The 21,833-nt window shown below is 64.0% G+C and carries 15 protein-coding genes; 6 read left to right on the top strand and 9 right to left on the bottom strand.

Features of this window, described 5'->3' with window-relative positions; translation table 11 throughout:
• Positions 1–27 precede the first annotated feature (27 nt).
• Both E1N52_RS39055 and E1N52_RS39050 read right to left on the bottom strand, forming a co-directional pair.
• Complete coding sequence (locus E1N52_RS39055) at positions 28–1,017, bottom strand: zinc-dependent alcohol dehydrogenase family protein (RefSeq protein ID WP_133189988.1); 990 nt, start codon at positions 1,015–1,017, stop codon at positions 28–30.
• A 41-nt stretch (positions 1,018–1,058) separates the two neighbouring features.
• Positions 1,059–2,174, bottom strand: a complete 1,116-nt coding sequence (locus E1N52_RS39050) for an alkene reductase (protein WP_133189986.1) — start codon at positions 2,172–2,174, stop codon at positions 1,059–1,061.
• 398 nt (positions 2,175–2,572) lie between these two features.
• On the opposite strand from E1N52_RS39050, the gene E1N52_RS39045 reads away from it, so the two are divergent.
• The gene (locus tag E1N52_RS39045; RefSeq protein ID WP_133189984.1) at positions 2,573–3,067 is read left to right on the top strand and encodes a DUF3237 domain-containing protein; all 495 of its coding nucleotides are present in this window, start codon (positions 2,573–2,575) and stop codon (positions 3,065–3,067) included.
• A 26-nt stretch (positions 3,068–3,093) separates the two neighbouring features.
• Here the strand turns inward: E1N52_RS39045 and E1N52_RS39040 are convergent, their stop codons facing one another.
• Complete coding sequence (locus tag E1N52_RS39040) at positions 3,094–4,815, bottom strand: dihydroxyacetone kinase family protein (protein ID WP_133189982.1); 1,722 nt, start codon at positions 4,813–4,815, stop codon at positions 3,094–3,096.
• Positions 4,816–5,205: 390 nt separating this feature from the next.
• On the opposite strand from E1N52_RS39040, the gene E1N52_RS39035 reads away from it, so the two are divergent.
• Positions 5,206–7,956: a putative bifunctional diguanylate cyclase/phosphodiesterase gene (locus E1N52_RS39035; RefSeq protein WP_133189980.1), complete on the top strand. Its 2,751-nt coding sequence runs from the start codon at positions 5,206–5,208 to the stop codon at positions 7,954–7,956.
• Entirely contained in the window at positions 7,931–9,430 is a 1,500-nt protein-coding gene (locus E1N52_RS39030; protein ID WP_246089416.1) for a sensor domain-containing diguanylate cyclase, read from the top strand. Before E1N52_RS39035 ends, E1N52_RS39030 begins: the two co-directional genes overlap by 26 nt.
• Before the next feature lie 9 nt (positions 9,431–9,439).
• On the opposite strand, the gene E1N52_RS39025 is transcribed toward E1N52_RS39030, so the two are convergent.
• From E1N52_RS39025 to E1N52_RS39015, 3 genes are read right to left on the bottom strand one after another with little or no spacing between them, the layout of a single operon-like run.
• The gene (locus tag E1N52_RS39025; RefSeq protein WP_133189978.1) at positions 9,440–10,915 is read right to left on the bottom strand and encodes an efflux transporter outer membrane subunit; all 1,476 of its coding nucleotides are present in this window, start codon (positions 10,913–10,915) and stop codon (positions 9,440–9,442) included.
• The gene (locus E1N52_RS39020; protein ID WP_133189976.1) at positions 10,908–14,096 is read right to left on the bottom strand and encodes a multidrug efflux RND transporter permease subunit; all 3,189 of its coding nucleotides are present in this window, start codon (positions 14,094–14,096) and stop codon (positions 10,908–10,910) included. The genes E1N52_RS39025 and E1N52_RS39020 overlap by 8 nt, the downstream gene beginning before the upstream one ends.
• Before the next feature lie 12 nt (positions 14,097–14,108).
• Positions 14,109–15,272, bottom strand: a complete 1,164-nt coding sequence (locus E1N52_RS39015) for an efflux RND transporter periplasmic adaptor subunit (protein ID WP_246089415.1) — start codon at positions 15,270–15,272, stop codon at positions 14,109–14,111.
• A 452-nt stretch (positions 15,273–15,724) separates the two neighbouring features.
• Here E1N52_RS39015 and E1N52_RS39010 point away from each other — a divergent pair, with 452 nt between their 5' ends.
• On the top strand, positions 15,725–16,051 hold the full coding sequence (locus E1N52_RS39010) for an RcnB family protein (RefSeq protein ID WP_133189974.1): 327 nt from the start codon (positions 15,725–15,727) through the stop codon (positions 16,049–16,051).
• A gap of 87 nt (positions 16,052–16,138) precedes the next feature.
• Here E1N52_RS39010 and E1N52_RS39005 read toward each other — a convergent pair whose 3' ends face one another.
• Entirely contained in the window at positions 16,139–16,519 is a 381-nt protein-coding gene (locus tag E1N52_RS39005) for an SHOCT domain-containing protein (RefSeq protein WP_110383799.1), read from the bottom strand.
• 131 nt (positions 16,520–16,650) lie between these two features.
• On the bottom strand, positions 16,651–17,169 hold the full coding sequence (locus tag E1N52_RS39000; RefSeq protein ID WP_042268937.1) for a DUF308 domain-containing protein: 519 nt from the start codon (positions 17,167–17,169) through the stop codon (positions 16,651–16,653).
• Between the two features lie 123 nt (positions 17,170–17,292).
• Here E1N52_RS39000 and E1N52_RS38995 point away from each other — a divergent pair, with 123 nt between their 5' ends.
• The gene (locus E1N52_RS38995) at positions 17,293–19,146 is read left to right on the top strand and encodes a beta-galactosidase (RefSeq protein WP_246089414.1); all 1,854 of its coding nucleotides are present in this window, start codon (positions 17,293–17,295) and stop codon (positions 19,144–19,146) included.
• Here the strand turns inward: E1N52_RS38995 and E1N52_RS38990 are convergent.
• The gene (locus tag E1N52_RS38990) at positions 19,143–21,101 is read right to left on the bottom strand and encodes an enterotoxin (protein ID WP_133189972.1); all 1,959 of its coding nucleotides are present in this window, start codon (positions 21,099–21,101) and stop codon (positions 19,143–19,145) included. The two genes, E1N52_RS38995 and E1N52_RS38990, sit on opposite strands and share 4 nt — an antisense overlap.
• Positions 21,102–21,361: 260 nt before the next feature.
• Between E1N52_RS38990 and E1N52_RS38985 the strand changes: the two genes are divergently transcribed.
• Positions 21,362–21,661, top strand: a complete 300-nt coding sequence (locus tag E1N52_RS38985) for a hypothetical protein (RefSeq protein WP_133189970.1) — start codon at positions 21,362–21,364, stop codon at positions 21,659–21,661.
• Positions 21,662–21,833 lie beyond the last annotated feature (172 nt).

The raw sequence follows: 21,833 nt of genomic DNA, 5'->3' as shown, positions 1-21,833 counted from the left end.
GATGCTGGGCGCCGCGCGTCGCGCAGACTACACCGTCACCACGATCTTGCCGAACTGCCCATTGGTTTCGAGGTAGCGGTGCGCATCCACCATCTGTTCGAACGTGAAGGTGCGATCGATCACGGGCTTGAGCGCGCCGCTTTCGAGTCCCTTTAGCACGTATTCCACCGCGGCCTTGCGGCGCTCTGCATCGCCGCTGGTGAGCCAGATGTTGTGGGCCTTCACGCTCACGACCTTCGCGATCATCTCCAGCACGGGCAGCGTCGTGGCACGTTCATCGAGCGCGCCGTAGAGATACGCGATCCCCTGGAAAGACAACGCCGAGATCAGCTTCGCGAAGTTCGGGCCACCGACCGGATCGAAAACGACACGCGCCCCCTTGCCGCCGGTGATGCGCATGATTTCGTCCAGCAGATCCGTCTCGTCGGTCACGACCACGTGCGCCGCGCCCGCGTCGAGCAATGACTGTTTCTTGGCGGCGTGACGCGTGACCGCGATCGAAGTCGCGCCAGCGTAGTTCGCGATCTGGATCGCCGCGAGTCCGACACTGCTCGATGCGGCCGGCACGACGACATAGTCGCCGGCGCCCACCTTCGCATCTTCGATCAGCGCGCCGTACGCGGTGACGAACATCATCCAGACCGACGCGGCCTCAGCGAACGAAAGCGATTCAGGATGCCTGACCACTGCATAGTCCGGCACGACGATGCTTTCTCCATACGTGAAGTACTGATTCATCGAAAACGACGGGATCACGTTGACCTTGTCTCCCGGTGCGATGCCGACTACTCCCTCGCCCACGGCATCGACCACGCCCGCCGCTTCGTATCCGAGTCCTGCCGGAAAGCGCACGGGTTCGATGTACTGGTCGGCGCGCCACATCGATTCCGCGCGATTCAGACCAATGGCTTTCACGTTGATGCGAACTTCGCCGGGGCCGGGGGCACGTACCGTTTCATCCACGAATTGCAGTACTTCCGGGCCACCTGCTTGTGCAAACCTGACTGTGCGTGACATGACTGACTCCTGCTTCGATTGATGAGGACGTAATGAGCGCATCACAGGCTCATCGCGGCCTGTGAGTTCGACTGATGAACCGGGAAATCCGAGTAATGCTTTTCGTCGCCGCCCCAGAATGCGGCGCGCACATAGGGCGTGAGCGGCAGCTTGTGCTTCAAACGATACGGCAAGTCCGGGTTTGACGAGAAATGCCTGCCGAACGCCACGAGGTCCGCTTCGCCCGACGCCACGATCGCTTCGGCGCTCTCGCCGTCGAAGCCGCCAGCCGCGATGATCGGCCCGGTAAAGTGCTCGCGAAGATATTTCGCGGCGACCGGCGCGTTCCCTTCATGAAGCGTGTCGTCGCCTTTGACGCGCGGCTCGATCACATGCAGGTATGCGATCCTGTAAGCGTCGAGCACCTTGGCGACGTGGCTGAACGTCGCCTCCGGATTGCTATCGGAGATGCCGCCCCATTCGCCCGACGGCGAGATGCGTACGCCGACGCGATCCGCGCCCCACACCGAAATCAGCGCTTCGAGCACTTCGCGCAGGAAGCGCACGCGATTTTCGATCGGGCCGCCGTAAGCGTCGGTCCGCTTGTTGGTGCCGTCCTGGATGAACTGGTCGACGAGATAGCCGTTCGCACCGTGCAGCTCGACGCCATCGAATCCGGCGTCGAGCGCGCGTTGCGCCGCGACGCGGAACTCCTCGACGATGCCGGGAATTTCATCGATTCCGAGCGCGCGGTGGGGCGAGACCGGCACGAAGCCGTCTTTCGTCAACGCGACGCCTTCGAACGGCACGACCGAGGGCGCGACAGGTGCGACGCCGCCCGTCATGTCGACATGGCTTTGACGGCCGCCGTGGATCAGTTGCATGAACACGCGGCCGCCCTTCGCGTGAACCGCATCGGCGATCGCTCTCCAGCCTGCCGCCTGGCCGTCGTGATAAAAGCTGGCCGCGCCGAGATACGAGCGGGCCGTCACGGAAATGCTGACGCCCTCCACGATCTCGAGGCCGCCGGCGGACGCGCGCTGACCGTAGAAGTCGGCCATCATCGGGCTCGGAATGTCGCCGGGCTGGATCGTGCGCAAGCGGGTCATCGGCGCCAGGACGACGCGATGTGAAAGCGTGTATGCGCCGAGCTTGGTAGGGGTGAACAGGTGTGCCATGGTCTTTCCTGGAGAGTCGTAAAGTCGTCGGCACGCAAACTGTCGATATCGGCTCCAGGCATGGGGATATTCGATTCCGCACTGCCCTTCGGGAGCCACACTTCGTCGCGACGCCGTCTGATGGACAATCTAGCGGGCGCCGACACAAAGTAAAAAGACCTTCTGGGAAGGGGGACATGCCTCGCGGGCATGGCTCGCCTGAGTTGTACCCGACCACGAGGTCGACCGTCGGCGCCTCGCGTGGAAGCCACGAGCGATTTCTCGTTGCGCCACCGCCCTCGGCCCGAGGCGCCTCGCATACACTGATGCGGCCCGCCGGTTTCTCGCCGCCCAACCAGTGTTATCCGATGAAGTCCGCAAGCCTGCCATCAACGTGAACGGCCCCCAAGGTGACCACCATGTCCACGCCTCGCTTCGATGAACTTCCGCCCGCGCTCCAAGCGGTGCAAACACGTCCACTCTTCGTGATGCGGCTCGACGTCAAGCCGATCGAGATCGTCGGCCAGACCGGGGGCGCGTTGCGCCGTGTCGGCATCGTGCCGTCCGGCACGTTTGCGGGCGAGCGCCTTTCGGGCGTCGTGCTCGACGGCGGCAGCGACTGGCAGACCGTGCGCGGCGACGGCAGCACGACGCTCGACGTGCGGCTGCTCCTGCGCACCGACGACGGTACGAACCTGCTGATGTCGTATCGCGGCGTGCGCCATGGCGACCCGGAAGTCTTGAAGCAGCTGGATCGTGGCGAAACCGTCGATCCAGCCAGCTACTACTTCCGAACCAATCCCGTCTTCGAAGCGCCTGCGGGCAAGTATGAGTGGCTCAACCGCGTCGTCGCCATCGGCACAGGCCACCGCTTTCCGGGCGGCCCGGTCTACAGCATTTTCGAAGTGCTCTGAGCCACGCGTTTCGCCACAACCTCGCCTCACCCCGCACCGATATGCGGCTGTAGCGCCTTCAGCCAGCACGCCACCACCACCGCCCCGCCATCGGGCGTCCCGATCGCGCGCGCGCCGAGATAGCTTGCCCGGCCCGCGCGCGGCGTCATTTGCGCCGTGCTTTTCGCACCGCTCTCCGCGGCGCTCACCGCCTGCGCCCACGCCTCGCCCACGGGGCGCGACGACTTCAACGTGCTTTCGAACGCATCGACGGCCGGAACGAGCGCATCGAGCATCGTGCGGTCGCCGGGTTTCGCGCCGCCCAGTTCGCTGATCGCCTGAGCCGCAGCGCGCATGGCTGCAGCCCAATCCAGCGCATCGGGCTGCGCTTGCTCGCCGAGCGTGCGCGAGGCGCGCAGCAGCGCCGTTGCGTAGAACGGCCCGGAACTGCCCGCTATCGCGCGGCGCAACGCCATGCTGAGTGCGGCGAGCGCGCTGCCAGGCGAGCCGAGCGCACCTGGCCGTACGGCGAGCATGGCCTGCGCGGCGCGCTGCATGCTCGCGCCCAGATCGCCGTCGCCGGCTCGGGAATCGAGGTCCGTGAACAGTGCCTCGTTCTCGATCAATGCGTGCGCAACGGCATCGAGCGCCGGCTTCAGACGCTGCGCCCATGCGACGCTCGCCGCGTCAGCAGGCGTAGCGCCCGCCTCTGCGAGCACATCCGCTGCTGAATGCGCAGGCTCGATGCGGATTCGCCGATTGACCGTGCCGACGCCGGGCCACGCGCGCGCTTCGGTGGCGGCGTCGAGCAGCGCCAGCTTCGCATCGTCGAGCCGCAGCACGGAGATCGAACAGCCCGGCATGTTGAGCGCCGAGAGAAACGTGCCGGTCCACGCCCGCTCGACCGCCACATGACGGCGATTCAGGCTCTCGAATGCATCGCGCATGATGATCGCCAGCTCCATCGTGGGCGTCGCGCCCAGTCCGTTCACGAGCAGCGCCACGCGCTCGCCGCCCTTCAACGCCAGGTCTTCGACGATGTTGGCGAGCAGCGTTTCCGTCAATTCGCCCGCCGCCATCGGCACGGTGCGCTCCACGCCTTTCTCGCCGTGGATGCCCATGCCGAGTTCGATCTCGTCGTCGGCAAGGCGGAAGCCGGCTTGCTCCGCGCCGGGCAACGTGCAGCCATCGAGCGCCACGCCCATCGTGCCGAGATTCTCGGCCACGCTGCGCGCAATCGCGGCCACGAGGCCCAGTGCGTCGCCGCGCGCCGCCGCCGCGCCCGCGATCTTGTGCACGAGCACAGTCCCCGCGATGCCGCGCCGCTGATTGCGCTCCGTATGCCCGCGCAACGACACGTCGTCGGCGACGATGACGATTTCGACCGGAATGCCCTCGGCTCGCGCCAGTTCGGCCGCGAGACCGAAATTGAGCCGGTCCCCCGTGTAGTTCTTCACGATCAGCAGCGCGCCGTTCGGACCCGCACTCGCGCGAATCGCGGCGAGCACCGCGTCGGTGGAGGGCGACGTGAACACCTCGCCGCACACGGCTGCGGTGAGCATGCCTTGCCCGACATAACCGCCATGCGCGGGCTCGTGGCCGCTGCCGCCACCCGAAATCACGGCGACGGGACGCTCGGGCGCGCTGGGCAACGGGCTGCGAACGAGCACGTTTTCATCGCCGAGCACGGCGACATGCGGCGCGGTACGCGCAATGCCTTCGAGCATTTCGCGCACGACTAACGACGGGTCGTTGACGAGTTTCTTCATGAGAGTCCCTTGAACGAGTAACCGGGGCAAAAAACCAGGGGCAGAAGTGAGAGGCAAAAACGGCGGACCGCGCGCGATCCCTTCACGCCATGAGCGTATTGAAGCACGGGCATCGAATGCGCACCGGATGCATGGCCCACGCCTGGCGCGAGCCTCCCAGGATCCAGGCATCTAGGTAAAAACACCCATCAAAGCGGCACGCTGGATTCCCGTTATTCAGCCAGTAGCGACCGATCACGAACTTGCCGTGCCTTCGCCGTCTGCATGCCTGGAACACATGGCCCCTCTGCCCGCCTCCCGCGCTGATGCCGGTGCCTTCGCCAGTAACCTGCCCACTCCGGCCGAGCAACGCGGCGCGAGTGGCGATGTGCCGAATCGCGTTGCGTGGCAATGAACGTAGCTGAACTATCCGGAACCCCTCCACAGGCCCCGTCCCGCGCGCCCGGCAAGGGCGTCGCCGTAGCGCTAGCCGTGGCGCTGATCGTATGCGTGGCAACCGGCGCGATATTGAGCGCGAACCTGTCGCGCGGAACGGCCGACTCGCGGCTTCGTCAGGAACTGAACATCACGTCGGAACTCGAAGCCCTGCTCACGCTGCATATCGCGGCGAATACCGACTTCCTCAAAGGCGTGGGCACGGCAGGCTATACGTCGCGCGCGTGGCCGATCAAGCGCGCCGCCGTCGTGGCCGGCATTTACGACCGGCTCGAGCACGACTTTGCCGGCGCGCCGCGCAACGAGCGCACGATCCGCGAGTTGCGGCAGTTGAGCGCCGTCTGGCCCGAGCAGCTCGACGCGGCCGCGCGCAATATCGCGCTCGCAGACGCGGGCGCCAGGCTCGAGCCCGCCCTGATGCAGCGCGCGAACGAAACGCTCAGCTCCATCATGTCGCTGCTCACCGAGTTGCGCTCCGCGCAGCGCGAGCAGATCAAGGTCGTGCAGTTCGGCGCACAGGCGCAGCTCGTGCGGCAAAAAATCTCGCTGATCGGTACGGCGACGGCCGGCGCGCTGCTGCTGCTCTTCACGCTGTTTACGAGCCACCGCGCGGCGCTTTCCCGCAGCGCTGCGAAGATCGTCGCGTTCGAAGCCGAGCGGCGCTTTCGCGAGTACTTCGAGCAGCATCCGGTCGCGATGCTCATTTTCGATGTGCGCTCTTATGCGATCCTCACCGCCAACGCCGCGGCTCAGCGCCAATACGGCGCGAGCCTTCAGCAACTCAGAGGCATGTCGGTCGAGCAGCTTCGCCCGCAGGACGAGACCGACGCGTTCCGCCGCGACCTGCACGGCTACGTCAATTCCGGCGCGCAAAGCGGCGCAGGCGGCGTGCGCCGGCATGTGCGTATAGACGGCAAAGTGATCCACGTCGATATCGCCTGGCATCTGCTGGACTATGCGGGCCAGGACGCGTGCTTCATCACCGCGCACGACGTCACGGCGCACGAACAGGCGAGAGAGCATTTGCGCATTCGCAGCCGGGCGCTGGAAGCTTCGAGAAACGCCGTGATCATTTCGCAGAAGGTCGAGGGCGAAAGCATCATCACGTACGCCAACGCAGCGTTCGAGCGCATCACCGGCCGCAGCGTCGCTACGGCGAATGGCGCCGGGCATTGGGATATGCTCGATTGTGATAAGTCGTCCGCCGATGCCGGGATCATTCGGAGTGCAATGCAATCGGAGCGCGAAGGCGAAGGCCTGCTCAAATGCGCCAGGCCCGACGGTTCGCCCTACTGGATCGAACTGCATGTCGCGCCGGTGCTCGACGAGCGCAATCGCCCTACGCACTGCGCGACCGTGTTCAACGACGTTTCCGAGCGCATCCGCTATCAGGAGCAGTTGCGCCTGCAGGCCAACGAGGACTCGCTCACGCATCTTCCGAACCGGCTCGGCCTCAAGGCGCGTTTGCGCGAAGTGGTCAGGACGGCGCTCGACGGCCAGCAAAAGTTCGCGCTGGTGTTCATCGACCTCGACAACTTCAAGGAGGTCAACGACTCGCTCGGCCATACCGCGGGCGACGAAGTGCTGTGCGAAGTGGCGCGCCGTCTGACCACCAATATGGCCGATGGCGAAATGGTTTCCCGCTATGCGGGCGACGAATTCGTCGCCGTGCTGTATGGCCGGGGCGACGTCGATCAGTTCGTCGGCGCCGCGGCAAGAATGCAGGAATCCTTGACACATGGCCTGCTGATCGGCAACAAGGTCATCGTGCCGCTCGCCTGTGTCGGCCTCGCCGTGTTCCCCGATCATTCGAGCGATCCGGATTCGCTGCTCAAGTACGCCGACTCCGCCATGTACCGCGCCAAGTCGATGGGACCCGGCAGCATGCAGGTGTTCGATATGGCCATCGCCATGCAGAACCTGGAGCGGGCGAGCCTCGCGCAGGCGTTGCGGCTGGCCGTGGCGTCGCGCGCGTTTGCCGTTGCATGGCAGGCGCGAGTCAACCCGAGAACGGGCGAGACGATGGGTTTCGAAGCGCTCGTTCGCTGGCACGACGCGGAGCGCGGCCAGGTGAGCCCGGCGCTGTTCGTGCCGCTCGCCGAGGAAAACGGCCTGATCGTGCAGATCGGCGAGTTCGTGTTCGAGGAGGCCTGCCGCCAGGCCCGCGCGTGGGCGCGCCAGCACCCGGACATCGTCGTCTCGGTCAACGTTTCACCTGTCCAGTTCGTGCGCGCGGACTTGCCCGCGATGATGGCGGAAACGCTCGCGCGAACCGGCGTGAGCCCGCGCAATATCGAGCTGGAAATCACCGAAGGCGTGCTGATGGCGCCGCGCTCGCTCGCCACGCTGCGCGCCCTTCGCGAGATGGGGCTTTCGGTCGCCATCGACGACTTCGGCTCGGGCTATTCGAGCCTTGGGTACATTCGCAGCTTCATGCCCGATCGCCTCAAGCTCGACATGTCGTTCGTGAGGGGCATTGGCCACTCGCGCGCGGACGAGGTCATCGTGAAAGCCGTGCTCGCCCTCGGGCATACGCTCGGCATGCGCGTGGTGGCCGAGGGCGTGGAAACGCTGCGGCAACTGGAATTCCTGATCGAGAATGGCTGCAACGAGGCGCAGGGCTACTGGTTCTCGCGCCCTGTGGATGCAGCGAGCGCGCAGGCCTACCTGGAAGCGAGCCATGCGGCCAGCGTTCACCAGCGCTAACCTGCTCAGGTGGCTCACGGGGCCGCGCGCCATTTTCTATGGCAGCCTGGCAGTCGCGTTCATCATGGCGTCGCTCTGCGCGACGGTGCTCTTCGAAAGCCGCCACGACGCCCTGGAGCGCGCCAAGGAGAACTCGCGAAACGTCGCGCTCGTTGCCGAACGCGACATCGAGCGCAACTTCGAGCTCTACTCGCTTTCGCTGCAAGCCGTGGTCGACGGCATCGGCCGGCCGGACGTCATGGCGTTGCCCGCCCACCTGCGCAGCCAGCTGCTGTTCGACCACGCCATTACCGCGGAATATCTCGGTGCGATGATCGTGCTCGACGAAGCGGGCAACGTCGTCATGAATTCAGGCAGCGACACACCGCTTAAGGCCAATTTCGCCGACCGCGACTACTTCACGGTTCAGCGCGACAATCCCCATGCCGGCCTCTACGTCAGTGCGCCCTACCGTTCGCGCCTGCGCAACGGCTCGCCCAGCATCGCGTTGAGCCGCAGGCTTTCGCATCCCGATGGATCGTTCGCCGGCGCCGTCATCATCGCCATCAACCTCGAGTATTTTCACCAGCTGTTCGCGGGGCTCTCACTCGGCCGCCACGGGGCAGTTTCGCTGATCGCGCAGGACGGCACGATGATCATGCGCCAGCCCTACGATCCGGCCGTGGTGGGACGCAACATCCGCAACGCGAGTACCTTCCGCCACTTTCTGGCCGCCAGCGAGGGCAGTTTCTCGGACACGTCGTCGATCGACGGCGTACGCCGGATGTATTTCTTCCGCAATTTTCCGCACCAGCCGCTCATCATCATGGTGGCGGAAGCCGAACCCGATATCTACGCCGCGTGGCGGCGGCGAGCGCTGACCATCGGTACGCTCATGGGGACCTTCGCCATCGGCTTCGTCGGCCTCTCGTTCGTGCTCGCCACGCAGTTGCGGCGCAGAATGCGCGCCGAGTCGGAACTGCAGTTGCTCGCGCGCACCGACAGCCTCACGGGTCTGAACAACCGCCGCACGCTTGGCGAAATCCTCGAACAGGAGTGGCGGCGCGCCAGGCGCGCCCGCAGCGTGTTCTCGCTGCTGTTCGTCGATATCGACCGGTTCAAGGCCTATAACGACCAGTACGGCCATCAGGCCGGCGACGACGCGCTCGCCGCCGTGGCGCGCTGCATTGGCGAAAACATCCGCCGGCCCGCGGACACGGCCGCCCGCTATGGCGGCGAAGAGTTCATCGTCGTGCTGCCCGATACGCTGCTGGAAGGCGCCTGCGCGATCGCCGAGAAAATCCGCCATGCGATCAGCGAACTCGCGATCGAGCATGCGGGCAGCGAGTACGGGCGGGTCACGGCAAGCATCGGCTCCGCAAGCTGGTCGCCGGACAAGGATGCGGATGTCACGCAGATCATCAAGGCGGCGGATCAAGCGCTGTACGACGCGAAGGCGCGCGGCCGCAACCGCGTCGCCATGTGTGCCGCCTGACCCGCGCGGCTACGGATTAGCGACGCTGTTGGAAGCCCCGTTCGCGTGATCGGGCCGGGGCGCGTCCTGCCCGCCTCCGAGCGCGACATACAGCGAAGCGCCGTTTTGCAGCGCGGCCGCGCGTAGCTGGATCAATTGCTGTTGCGCCGCGAACAGGCTGCGCTTCGCATCGACCACTTCCAGGTAGATGGAAATGCCGTTCTCGTAGCGCAGTTCCGCCGCCTCGGCCAGGCGCGACTCGGAGGCCACCGCGCGCTCCTGTGCCGCGATCTGCTCTTGCAGGCGCTGGCGCGCGATCAGCGCGTCGGAGACTTCACGGAACGCCACCTGAACGGTTTTCTGGTAGTTCGCCACGAGTTCTGTTTGACGCGCTTCAGAGAGGCGCACTTGCGCGCTGCGGCGCCCCGCGTCGAACACAGGCAACGAGACGAACCCTGAGATGAGCCATGCCTGCTTGCCGGGCACGAACAGGTCGCTCAGCTCGGGAGACACATAGCCGAAATTGCCCGTGAGCGAAATGCGCGGGAAATAGTCGGCACGCGCGGCACCGATATCGGCGTCGGCGGCTCGCAACGACTGCTCGGCCGCGCGAACATCGGGGCGAAGCGCGAGCAGCGAGGAAGGCAGGCCCGCGTCGAGCGTGCCGAACTGGTCGGCATCGGCCAGCGCATGGCGCTGCGTCATGTTCGCTGCGTCCGGCAGCGGTCCGCCGATCAGGACAGCCAACTGACCGCGCTGCTGGCCCGTCGTTCTTTGCAGCTCGGCAAGCTGCGTCTGCGCCTGCGTGACGAGAATGCGCGCCTGCTCGTAGTCCACGAGCGAGGTCGCGCCCGCTTCGAGGCGCAGCCGCGCGACTTCCAGCGCGTAGCGGCGCGTTTCCAGCGTGTGCTGCGCCAGGTCGATGCCCTCGTTGCCCGAGAGAATGGCGTAGTAGGTCGCCGCCACGTTGCTGATGAGCGAGAGACGAAACGCTTCGTTGGCCTCCACCGTCGCCAGATAGTTGCGCCGCGCCGACTCGCTCAGGTTGGCCACGCGCCCCCAGAAGTCGAGTTCGAACGACGTGACGGCCACCTGCACGCTGTACTGGTTGAAGTGAATCGATGTGTTGTTGTTGGGCAGCTCGGGCTCGATGGTGTTGAGCGGCGTCTTGGTGCGGGTTGCGTCGGCGCCCACGGCCACTTGCGGAAACTGCGCCGAGCGCTGCACGCGATAAAGCGCCTGAGCCTGCCCGATGCGCGCGACCGATGCCGCCAGATCGCGGTTATGCGCAAGCGCCATGGCGATCAGCTGCTTGAGCGCCGGGTCGCGAAAGAAAGTCTCCCAGCTCAGCTCCGAAGCGAGACGCTCGCCGCCCGGCGCGGCAATATCCGCACTCTCGTAGGTCTGCGCAATCGGCAATTCCGGCTGCTGGTAACGCGGCGCGAAGTTGCACGAAGCCAGCGTCAGGCACGCGGTGATCGCCATCCACCTGGCAGTCTTAAGCATCGTGCGCTCCCGCGGATCGCGCGTCTTCTTCGTCATCGTCGTGCGTGCGTTTGCGGCTCAACCATCTGCGTGCCACCACATAGAACACAGGCGTAAAGAAGATGCCGAGCAGCGTGGCTGTGAGCATGCTGCCCATGATGCCCGTGCCTACCGCCTGCCGCCCCGCCGCGCCCGCGCCCGTGGCGAGCACGAGCGGCAACATGCCGAGCACGAACGTCACGCTCGTCATCAGAATCGGCCGCAAGCGCTGGCGCGCACCGTTGACGGCCGCGCTCACGGTATCGCTGCCCGCGGCCTCCTCCTTGATCGCGAATTCCACGATCAGAATGGCGTTTTTCGCCGCGAGGCCGATGATCGTCACGAGGCCGATGTTGAAGTAGACGTCGGCGGAAAAACGCCGCGCCATGGTGAAGAGCACCGCGCCCAGCACGCCCAGCGGAATGATGAGCAAAACGGCGATGGGAATCGCCCAGCTCTCGTAAAGCGCGGCGAGCAGCAGAAACACCACGATGAGGGAAAGCAGCAGCAGCGCCCCGATCTGCCCAGCCGCCTGCTGTTCCTCGAAGGCCGTGCCGGTCCATTCGTAGGTCAGGCTGCCGGAAAGAACGTGGTCCGCTATGCGCTCCATCTCGGCGAGCGCGGCGCCGCTCGAACGGCCCGGCGCCGCCTGCCCCGAGATCGTGGCCGACGGAAAGCCGTTGTAGCGTTCGATCTGCTGCGGCCCCGCACTCCAGTGCACGCTCGTGAACGCTGAAAACGGCACCATCTCGCCCACGTTGTTGCGCAGCCTCAGCGCGCCGATATCCTCGGGCCGCATGCGCTGGTCGGCGTCGGCTTGCATGAGCACGCGCAGCACGTTCCCCTCGTAGACGAAATCGTTCACATAGTTCGAGCCGAATGCGAGCGCGAGCGCGCTGTTCACCTGTCCGATCTGCAGCCCCAGCGCGCGCGCCTTCACGCGGTCGATATCGACATAGAGCTGCGGCGCGGGCGGCAAACCGTCGGGCCGCACGCCCACCAGCAAGGGGCTGCGTGCGGCCTCCGCCAGCATGCGCGCGCTCGCCTGCTGCAGCGCCGCGCCGCCCACGCCGCTGCGGTCGAGTATCTTCATCGTGAAGCCGCTCGCATTGCCAAGCGCGGGAATGGCCGGCGGATCGAGCGCGAAGACGAGCGCTTGCGGAATATTGCGGAACGCCGCGTTTGCGCGCGCCACCAGCGCCCCCGCCGAATTGGCCGCGCCCGGCCGCTCCGACCACGGCTTCAGGTCGACGAACGACATCGCCGCCGACTGCCCCTGGCCGAAGAAGCTGAATCCCGTGACCGACGCGATATTGCGCACCTGCGGCTGCTGCCTGAGAAACGCCTCGACCTGATCGACGACCTGTTGCGTGCGCTGCGCCGTTGCGCCAGGCGCCGCTGTGTACGCGACGAAAATGTGCCCCTGGTCCTCGCCTGGAATGAAGCCGCGCGGCAATTGGGTGAAGAGGAACCCGGTCGCCGCGCAGACCACGACGAATACGACGAGCCAACGCACCGGCTTGCGCAGCATGGCCTGCACGGCCAGCACGTAACGCTCGGTGGCGTTTTCCATGCCGCGATTGAAGCCATCGAACACGCGCTGCTGCATGCGTGCCGGCCAATGTGTGGCGGCGGGTTTGCCTGTGCCGTCGTCGGTCTTCTTCTTGCTGCCCAGCAGCGCTGACGACATGGCCACACCCAGCGTCAGCGCGAGCAGCGTCGAGAGAAAGATCGAGACAGTGAGCGTGACCGAGAACTGGCGATAAATCGCGCCCGTCGAGCCCGGAAAGAACGCCATGGGAACGAACACCGCAACGAGCACGAGTGTGCTCGCAATGGCGGCGCCCGCAATCTGACCGACGGCCTTGACGGTCGCCCGCCGCGAACTTAAGCCCTCTTCCTGGATCACGCGCTCGACGCTCTCCACTACCACGATCGCGTCGTCATTGAGAATGCCGATCGCAACGACCATGGCAAACAGCGAAAGCAGATTAATCGAGAGTCCGAACAAATAGATGCCCACACAAGTGCCGATCAGCGCAATGGGGACGACCAGCGTGGGAATGAGCGTCGCGCGCCATTTCTGGAGGAAGAGGAAGACGATCACCGTCACGAGCAGCAACGCCTCAACCATCGTGCGCAGCACGCCGCTCAGAGAAGTCGTGATGAACGGCGTCGTATCGAACGGCACGACCCACGCCACGCCCTTCGGGAAAGTCGGCTGCAGTTGCGTGAGACGCTGGCGGACGGCGTTCGCCACGGCCAGCGCGTTCGCGCCGCTCGCGAGCTGGATGGCGATCCCGGCGGACTCCCTCCCGTTCACGCGAAACTGAAAGCCGTAACTGTCGTTACCCAGTTCCACGCGAGCGACGTCGCCCACACGCACCGTGGACCCGTCCGGGTTCGAGCGCACGATGACTTCGCGGAACTGCTCGGGCGTCGAAAAGCGGCCGCGCATGACGATCTGCGCATTGAGTTCGGCGCCCGGCGCAATGGGCTGGTCGCCGAGGCTGCCGCCCGCAGTCTGGCTGTTCTGCTCCTGGATGGCCGTCATCACTTCGTTTGCCGAGATCCCGAAGCTGCCCAGTTTTTCCGGATCGATCCATATCCGCATCGCATACGAAGACCCGAACAGCTGCGCGTCCCCGACGCCGGGAATGCGGCGCAATTCGTTGACGATGTTGTTGGCGGCAAAGTTGCCCAGCTCGACGGCCGGGATCGAACCATCGGCGGATTGCAACGCAACGAGCATCAGAAAGCCCGACGACGCTTTCGTGACGCTCACACCAACCTGCCTCACCTCCAGCGGCAAGCGGGGCTCGACGCGGCTCAAGCGGTCCTGGACCTGCGAGAGCGCAACGTCGAGATTCGTGCCCGGCCTGAGTGTGACGGTGATCTGCGCCGTGCCGTTCGAGCGGCTCTGCGACGACATGTACAGAAAATTCTCCACGCCGTTCATTTCGTTTTCGATGATCGACGTGACCGTGCGGTCCAGCGTGTTCGCGTCAGCGCCGCTGTAGACCGCCGATACCGTGAGCGAGGGCGGCGCGACATCGGGGTACTGCTCGACCGGCAGCAGCATGAGCGCGAGGGCGCCAAAGAGCGTGATGAAGAGCGCAACGACCCACGCGAAGACCGGCCGGTAGACGAAGAATCGGTTCATGAGGCGCGCCGCTCAGGAGTGGGCCGCAGCGGCGAGAGGATGGGCGTCCACATGCTGCCCAGGCTGCACCCTTTGCCAGCCGTCGACGATCACGCGCTCACCGGGCTCCAGCCCATCCTTCACGACCCACTGCCCCGCTTCCTGCGGGCCGAGCACGACATTGCGCCGCACGACGGTGCCGTCGTCGGCAACGAGCGAGAGGCTCGCCCCGTTGCTGTCGAACTGCACCGCGCGCGCGGGCACGGCCAGGCCGTTCGGTATCGTGCCGATCACGACGCGCCCGCGCACGAACTGGCCCGGCAACAAAATGCGCGACGCATTATTGAAGCGCGCGCGCAGCACCTGCGTGCCCGTGGAAGGATCGACGACGAGATCGGTGAAGTCGAGCACGCCCGACTCGCCATAATCGTCGCCGTTCGCGAGCGTGAGCCACACTTGCGCGCGGTCCGCGGCCGGCGCCGCAAGCGTGCCCGACGCGATCTGTTTGCGTACTTCCAGCAACGAGATATTCGACTGCGTGAACACGGCGTTCACGGGCGAAAGCTGATTGACCTGCGTGAGCAAGGTCGCGCCGGCCGCACTGACCAGCGCGCCTTCGGTGACGAGCGCGCGCCCCACACGGCCCGCTATCGGCGCACGAACCGTGCAGCGATCGAGGCGAAGCTGCGCGAGCGTCACTGCGGCGCGTGCGTCCGCAACATTCGCGTCGGCCTGCTGCAGGGCAGCTGTTGCGGATTCGAACTCCTGGGCGCTCACGACCTGGCGCGCCACCAGCGGCTTGAAGCGCGCAACCTCGGAGGCCGCATTGCCCTGCACGGCCCGGGCCCGGTTCAGCGCTGCCTGGGCCTGCTGCAACGCGGCCTCGTAGTCGCGCGAATCGATGAGAAAGAGCGGCGCGCCGGCGCGCACATCGGTGCCCTCCTCGAAGAGCCGGCGCTCGACGATACCGTCCACACGGGCGCGCACCTCCGCCGAGCGGATCGCTTCGATACGCCCCGGCAGTTCGATCTCGCGGGGAATGGAATGCGCCGCAACCGTCTCGACCAGCACACTCGGCGGCGGTGGCGCGGCGCCGCTTTGGGCCTGCCGGTCGCGGCATCCGAAGCTCGCCAGCAGCAACATTGCCGCAATGCCGATCAGCCAGGGGCGACAGCGTCTGGGTTCGCAGTTTGGCACGCGAGGCTCCACCGAAAATAGTGACGGTACGCGCGCACCCCGAATGGCTCATTGCGCTTGTACTCGACCGGATCATTGCGATGTTCACTCAAACTGCGAATTACGGCCCCCGATGTGCGCAATCCGCGAGAGCACAAGCGCGGGAAAAGCGCACGACGTTTCAATCGTTATCTAACAACCAGCGCTTTCAAAGTATTCACGGGAATTACGCAAAACCGCCACAAAATCAACTATTCGTAAATTCCTTGAAGTCGGAATTCCGTTTACTACTATGGATAGACGCTTCACACCCTTATTCACACCGCTAGATTCTTTCGTTTTCCAGCCTTTGCCCATACGCTTTTAAGGGCACGTTCGCACAACTGGATATCACGGCTTTCGGGATGTTCTATAACCGAAGAAGCCATAGCCATGGCGACGTCAATCATCTTCTTGCCCACGGAGATCGAATCATGAAAAGCCAACTCGTCCTCTCAGTCATCGCTGCGCTCCTCGTCGGTGTCTCCTCTTCTGCAATTGCGCAGGGCACATCGGGTGGAGATCAAAGCCAGGGGACAGGTCGCCAGCAGGTCATGCCGACCATGCCGCATCGCGACTGGCACGAGGGCCAACAGGTTCCCTCGAAGTACCGGCACTACAACTATCAGATGAACGACTGGAAGTCGCATAACCTGGACGCACCGAAGCGCGGCCAGCAATGGCTTGGCGTGAATGGCGACTACGTGCTGGTAACGAGAAGCAACTGGCGGATCTCGAAGATCGTACCCGGTACTGAATGACTGAATGACGCGGCGGGCTACGTTGCCGTAGCCCGCGCAATGACTGCCTGATTCAGGCATGGACTCTCGCCATGCCTGCCGCCCTTATCACTCGACGAGCCGCGCGCGCAGGCGCTTGTACTCGTCGTCGGTAATCGAGCCTGTCGTCTTGAGCTTGTCGAGCTTCTCGATTTCGTCCGCCACACTGTAGCCCACAATGTGGCGCAGTTCTTCGCGCGCCTTCTGCGCCCGCTCCTGGTTGCGATGCGCCATGTCTCTGCCCTGCGTGAGGACATAGGCAAATATGCCGATATAGGGCAAAACAATCAGAAAGATCACCCAGACGATCTTCAGGAAGCCCGAGATATCGGTTCGACGGAACAGGTCGCTCGTGATCGTGATGAACAGCCAGAACCACAGAATGAACATGAATATCGAAAACGCATCGATAATAAAGTTCGAAAACGTAAAGCCATTTGCGAAGATCATGAATCGCCTCCGTCGGTTTTGCGTATGGAAAACGGCAACTGCAAGCTGATACAGGCGTCGATAGCGACACCATGTGAGCGCGAAACGTGATGCCCGGCCGTGACGCGGCCGCCGACTGCGCTTTCGTCAGGTCAGATCAGTTCGCGCCTGCGCTCCCGGCCGCCAAACGGCACCACGGCCATGGAAATGAGATCCAGCCCGAGGAACAATCCGAGCAAGGGTAACGGCACGCTCGGGAAATTGGCGGCCAGAAAAATGGCGAGCAGGAAAGACAGCGCCGCGCTGACAATGCCGATATTGTTGATCTTCACGTCCTGCCCGACCGACGCAATGATCTTGAAGAAGCCGTCGAGCACAAAGAAGATCATCAGCATCACGGTAAGCCCGCGCGCCCTTGCGCTGTCATTGACCAGAATGAGAATGCCGATGAGTATGGGCACGATGACTGGCGGAATACGCCTGATAGCGAGTTTCCAGTCTTTCGTCGTGAAGAGATTCAATGCGTGCACGAAGCCGCAGAACAGCAGCATCCTTGCGATGAAAAGCGTTCCAATCAAGGACCTTGTCGAGAGTGACAAGACGATGCAGAAAATTCCCGCCGCGACGAGAAGCGTTGAGCTGGCAATCGGAAAAATAGCACGCTTTTTCATATTCGAATGTAACTGCGTCAATACGGTTACATAGCTCGGCATATCTGACTTGCGCGTATTCTTGCCGAATTATAGGCTTAAGCGAAATTAAGCGTTCTGCTATCAGCCGTGGAAGTATAGTGCGTGAGTCTGCAAATACAAGGGCGCGATTGCACTGTGAACCCCGAACGCAGCCACACCTTCTCGTTCAGCCCCAATGGCGAGCACTTCCTGCTCGACGGCGAGCCCTTCCAGATTCGCAGCGGCGAAATGCATCCCGCGCGCATTCCACGCGAGTACTGGCAGCATCGTATTCGCATGGCCAAAGCGATGGGCATGAACTGCATCGCGTTGTACATCATGTGGAACTACCACGAGCCACGCAGGGGCGTGTTCGACTTCGAAAGCGGCAACCGCGATATCGAAGCCTTCATGCGCCTGTGTCAGGAAGAAGCGCTTTGGGTGCTGTTGCGCCCGGGCCCGTATGTTTGCGCCGAGTGGGACCTGGGAGGCCTGCCCTCTTACTTGCTGAGCGAACCGGACATTCAGCTGCGTACCGACTCGGCCACCGACGCCCGTTACATGGCCGCGGTTGCGCGCTACATCGGCGAACTCGCTCCCCGCATCAAGCCGTTGATGATCGATGCAGGCGGGCCGATCCTGATGATCCAGATAGAGAATGAATTCGGATCGTACGCAAGCAATCCCGCTTACCTCGAAGAACTGAGGCAGCTTTGGCTACGCGGCGGCATAACGGGGCCCTTCTACACCGAAGACGGTCTCGAGCAACTCGAACGCAATCGCAGTACGGTGACGGGCGGCGCCATCGCGTTGAGCAACGGCAACGCGGCGCAAATCGCCACGGTGCGACGCGCATTTCCTGCCGTGCCCGCAATGGCGGGCGAGGTCTACACGGGCTGGCTGACACATTGGGGCGAACCGGAATTCGCAGGACTCCATTACGATCTTTCCGCCATCTTGACGGCATTCATGCAGTCGCAATTGTCGTTCAACCTCTATGTCATTCACGGCGGCACGAGCTTCGCCTTTCATGCCGGCGCGAATGTGGACGAGTCGGGCAACTATCAACCCGATATCACGAGCTACGACTATGGCGCGCCGATCAACGAGCAAGGGGCGGCCACGGCGAAATACGTGAAGTATCGCGACATCATCGCCAGCTATCTGACCGATCCTTTGCCGGACATTCCCGACGCCATCGCCACACTCACGGGTCACACCCTGACGCCGTCCCTCTACGCCTCGATCTGGGACAACCTGCCCGCGCCCCTGCCGCGCGAGTCGAGCGTCGATCCGCAACCGTTCGAGCACTACGGTCAGACATCGGGCTTCATGCTGTATCGCAAACCGTTGCAGACGCAAGCCGTTGGCGCGCTGGATATCAGCGGCGTTCATGACTATGCGACGGTTTTCGTTGGCGAGCACTACGCGGGCGGCGTCTCTCGCGCGCGCATTCCGCACGGCTATGCACAGCGGTTGTGTGTGACGCATTGCGCGCCGCTCGCATTGCCCGCGGCCGTGACAGGAGCGCTCGAAATTCTGGTAGAGGGCATGGGGCGCGTCAACTTCGGGCCTGCGATCGTCGACCGCAAAGGGCTGCTCGCGCCCGTGAAAATGCAATACGCCGACGGGTCCGTTTCATCGCTCGAGGGATGGGAAGTCTTTTTGCTGCCGATGAATGAGGCGTACATCGCCGGGTTGGAGGCGCGCTGCACGAATCTGTTGAAGCCCGGACTCTTTTTCAAGGCACATCTGGTTCTCGATGAAATCGGCGACACCTGGCTCGATATGAGCCACTGGACCAAGGGCGTGGTCTGGGTCAATGGGCACAATCTCGGGCGCTACTGGAGTATCGGCCCGCAACAGCGCTTGTATTGCCCCGCGCCGTGGCTCACGCAAGGCGAGAACGAAGTGCTGATCTTCGACCTGCACCAGACCGAAACGAAACCGGTGCCACTGACGAATTCGTTGTATTAGCCTCCATCAGCCGGCAGCAATTCCAGCGTGAGCACTTCGAATGGCGCGAGCTGGATTGCGTACGGCACGTCCGCGTCCAGGACTGCGGGAACGCCGGCCGTGCCTGCACGCCAGAGACTTCGCGCGTGGAATCGCCCCGCCGCCTCGGGCGGCAGTTCCAGTTGATCCCGCAGCACCAGTGCAAAGCGCTGCGCCTCGTCGTGCGGATTGCGCAGCGTCACGATTGCCTTGTGCGTCGCCCACGCGGCCCAGCCGTAGATGGCCGCTTCGTCGGGCGCGCCGCCAATCCAGTGGCTGTCGCGCAATACGTCGCTGTTCACGCGCGCCCATCGGGCCGCTTGCGCGAGCACGTTCCAGTCGTCGTCGCCCAGCAGCGATGGCGTGATGTACAACTCCTGCAATTGCGTACCGCTCGCGAAGAAGGACCGCACCTCGTGCGCGAATGCGTCGCCTTCCGGCATATTCAAGCGTGGATTGCATTGCGCCAGGACGATGCCGTGCAGCATCAGGGAATTGAGCGGAAAGAGCGGGCTGCGCACCACGACGTTGCGGTACGTCTGCGCATCGCGATACGTGATCCAGCGCTCGCGGTTCGTGCCGCTGCCCGCCTGACCATCGTCGCTGCCGCCGCGCCAGATCGTGTCGACGTAGCGCAACCAGAACGGCGAGGGATGCGTGCCCGTCGAGAGATTGATGAAGGTTTCGGGTTTCGCCGCACGAATATCGCCGATCAGCTGGATTGCCGCGTCCCAGTCGCTATCGAAAACGCTGCCGGGAAAGACACGGTCCGCGTTGCCCGTCCCGTCGAACTTGAACTGGTTCACGCCGTCTCTCGTGAGCAGGCTCATCACGACTTCGTGGAATCGCTTGTAATAGCGCGGCCCCGATAACGCGAAGCCGCCGTCGATGACTTCGTAGCCCGCAGCGCGGCCGTGCGCGATGCGTTCGTCCTTCGGCGCGCAATAGCCGCCCCAGGGAGAGAGCCAAACGCCGGGCGCGCCGCCATAGCGTGCCGCCGCATCGCGCAGCGGTACGAAGCCATGAGGAAACGCCTGGCTGAAATGCCAGCCGCCGCCAAGGTCGTCCCAGCCATCGTCGAAGAGAAACGAATCGATCTGCACGCCGCGCGCGGTATGCAATTCGCGGCCGATCGCATCGATACGCTCCAGCGCCTGGTCCTGCGTATAAGGCGTGAGGTAACCGATATCCCACCAGCTGTTGTAGTGCAGAAATGGACGATATGGGCGGGCGCGCTCCTGCTCGATACAGGTGGCGAAATCGCGCCGCAATTGCCCGTCGCGCGCCACGCCCGCCACGGCGGCGTAAGTCAGCGTCCGGCTCTTTTCCAGCGGCAGCGCGCGCTGCAGCGTAAAACTGACGCTCTCTGCTTCCACGTGGCTGGTTGCAAGCGGCAACTCGAAGCCCAGGTAGAAGTTGCCCGCAACGACCGGCGTGCCCTTGCGTTCGCTGCAGGTCTGCGCGCCGACGGTGCGCGCCTGCATCAAGGTAACGACGGCAATGGCTTCGTTCTGGCGCAGGGCCGTCACGTCCAGCGTCATGCGCAGATATCGCGCACCGTCGCGCTGCTCTACGCTCCATTGAATCCGCAGGCGCCCCTGGGCATCACCCAGCGTGATGGTCACGCGCCGCCCTGCGACGCGTTCGGCCAGGCGCGATGCCTGGGGGTTGGCCGCGAGCGCGTCTTCCCTTACCGGTGCAAGCACTCGCATCGCATCCGGGCCGAGCGTGGTGCCGTCCGCGAAAGTCAGCGCGAATGGCGCGACGATGGGCAGCACGGATGCCGCTGCGCAATCGACCAGCGAGAAGCGAGCGAGGTGTTCATCCTCGAGTGCCCAGCGCAATGCAACGGCATCATTCCCGAACGAGCAGACATCGCCCTCTTTCCGGAATTCGGGCTTGCAGGCTTGCGTAGAAGTTCGATCGACGGCACGCATGAGAAACCTGTCTCGGACACGGGCAGCCTCTATAGGGTAATGGCAACGGCACACACGTGTAATGGCCCTAAAGCGGCGGCCCCAAACGCACGGCCATCCCGCTCCGCGCGAATACCTTATGGGAACCTTAAGCCAGCCTTTTTTCGCTCTGCTTTACCACCGGTTACACGATTGACAAATCTGCGCATCTCGTTCGTAAGCTCAGCGACTAGAATCCGCTTCCATCGCAACCGCGTCCGTTGACTGGAATAGAGATCATCATGAATCGCCTGACGTTTTATCTCCTCGCAGGGCTCGCAGGGACGTGTGTCAGCACAGCGGCATCCGCCCATGCCGATATCGGTGTCTATCTCGGCGTTCCCGGTCCGGTCTATGCCGCGCCCGAGCCGGTGTACGAGGCACCGCCGCCCGTCGTTTATCAAGCGCCGCCCCCCGTGGTCTATCAAGCGCCCCCCGCTTACGGCTATTACCGCTACGACCACGACGAAGACGAACACCACTGGCACGACCACGGCCGTCATCGTGGCTGGGACCATCACCACGGCGACGACGACGATTGACCGGCGCGCCTGCCGCCAATAGTTGCGCGCGCAACCTCATGCGCGCGCCTGCCTTCTCCCTGCATCTGCAAGTCCCTCTCCCCTCCCCGCGGCAGCAGTCCTGTTCGGCCAAGCTAGGCCAGGCCCTTAAAGTTGTCTAGCCAATAAGCGCTTACAACGCGCGCTCCATCCC

Source organism: Paraburkholderia guartelaensis, from assembly GCF_004353905.1.
In the GTDB taxonomy this organism is placed as follows: Bacteria; Pseudomonadota; Gammaproteobacteria; order Burkholderiales; family Burkholderiaceae; genus Paraburkholderia; species Paraburkholderia guartelaensis.
Note: the sequence above shows the minus strand (reverse complement) of the source record. Positions and strands in the feature narration are given on the sequence as shown.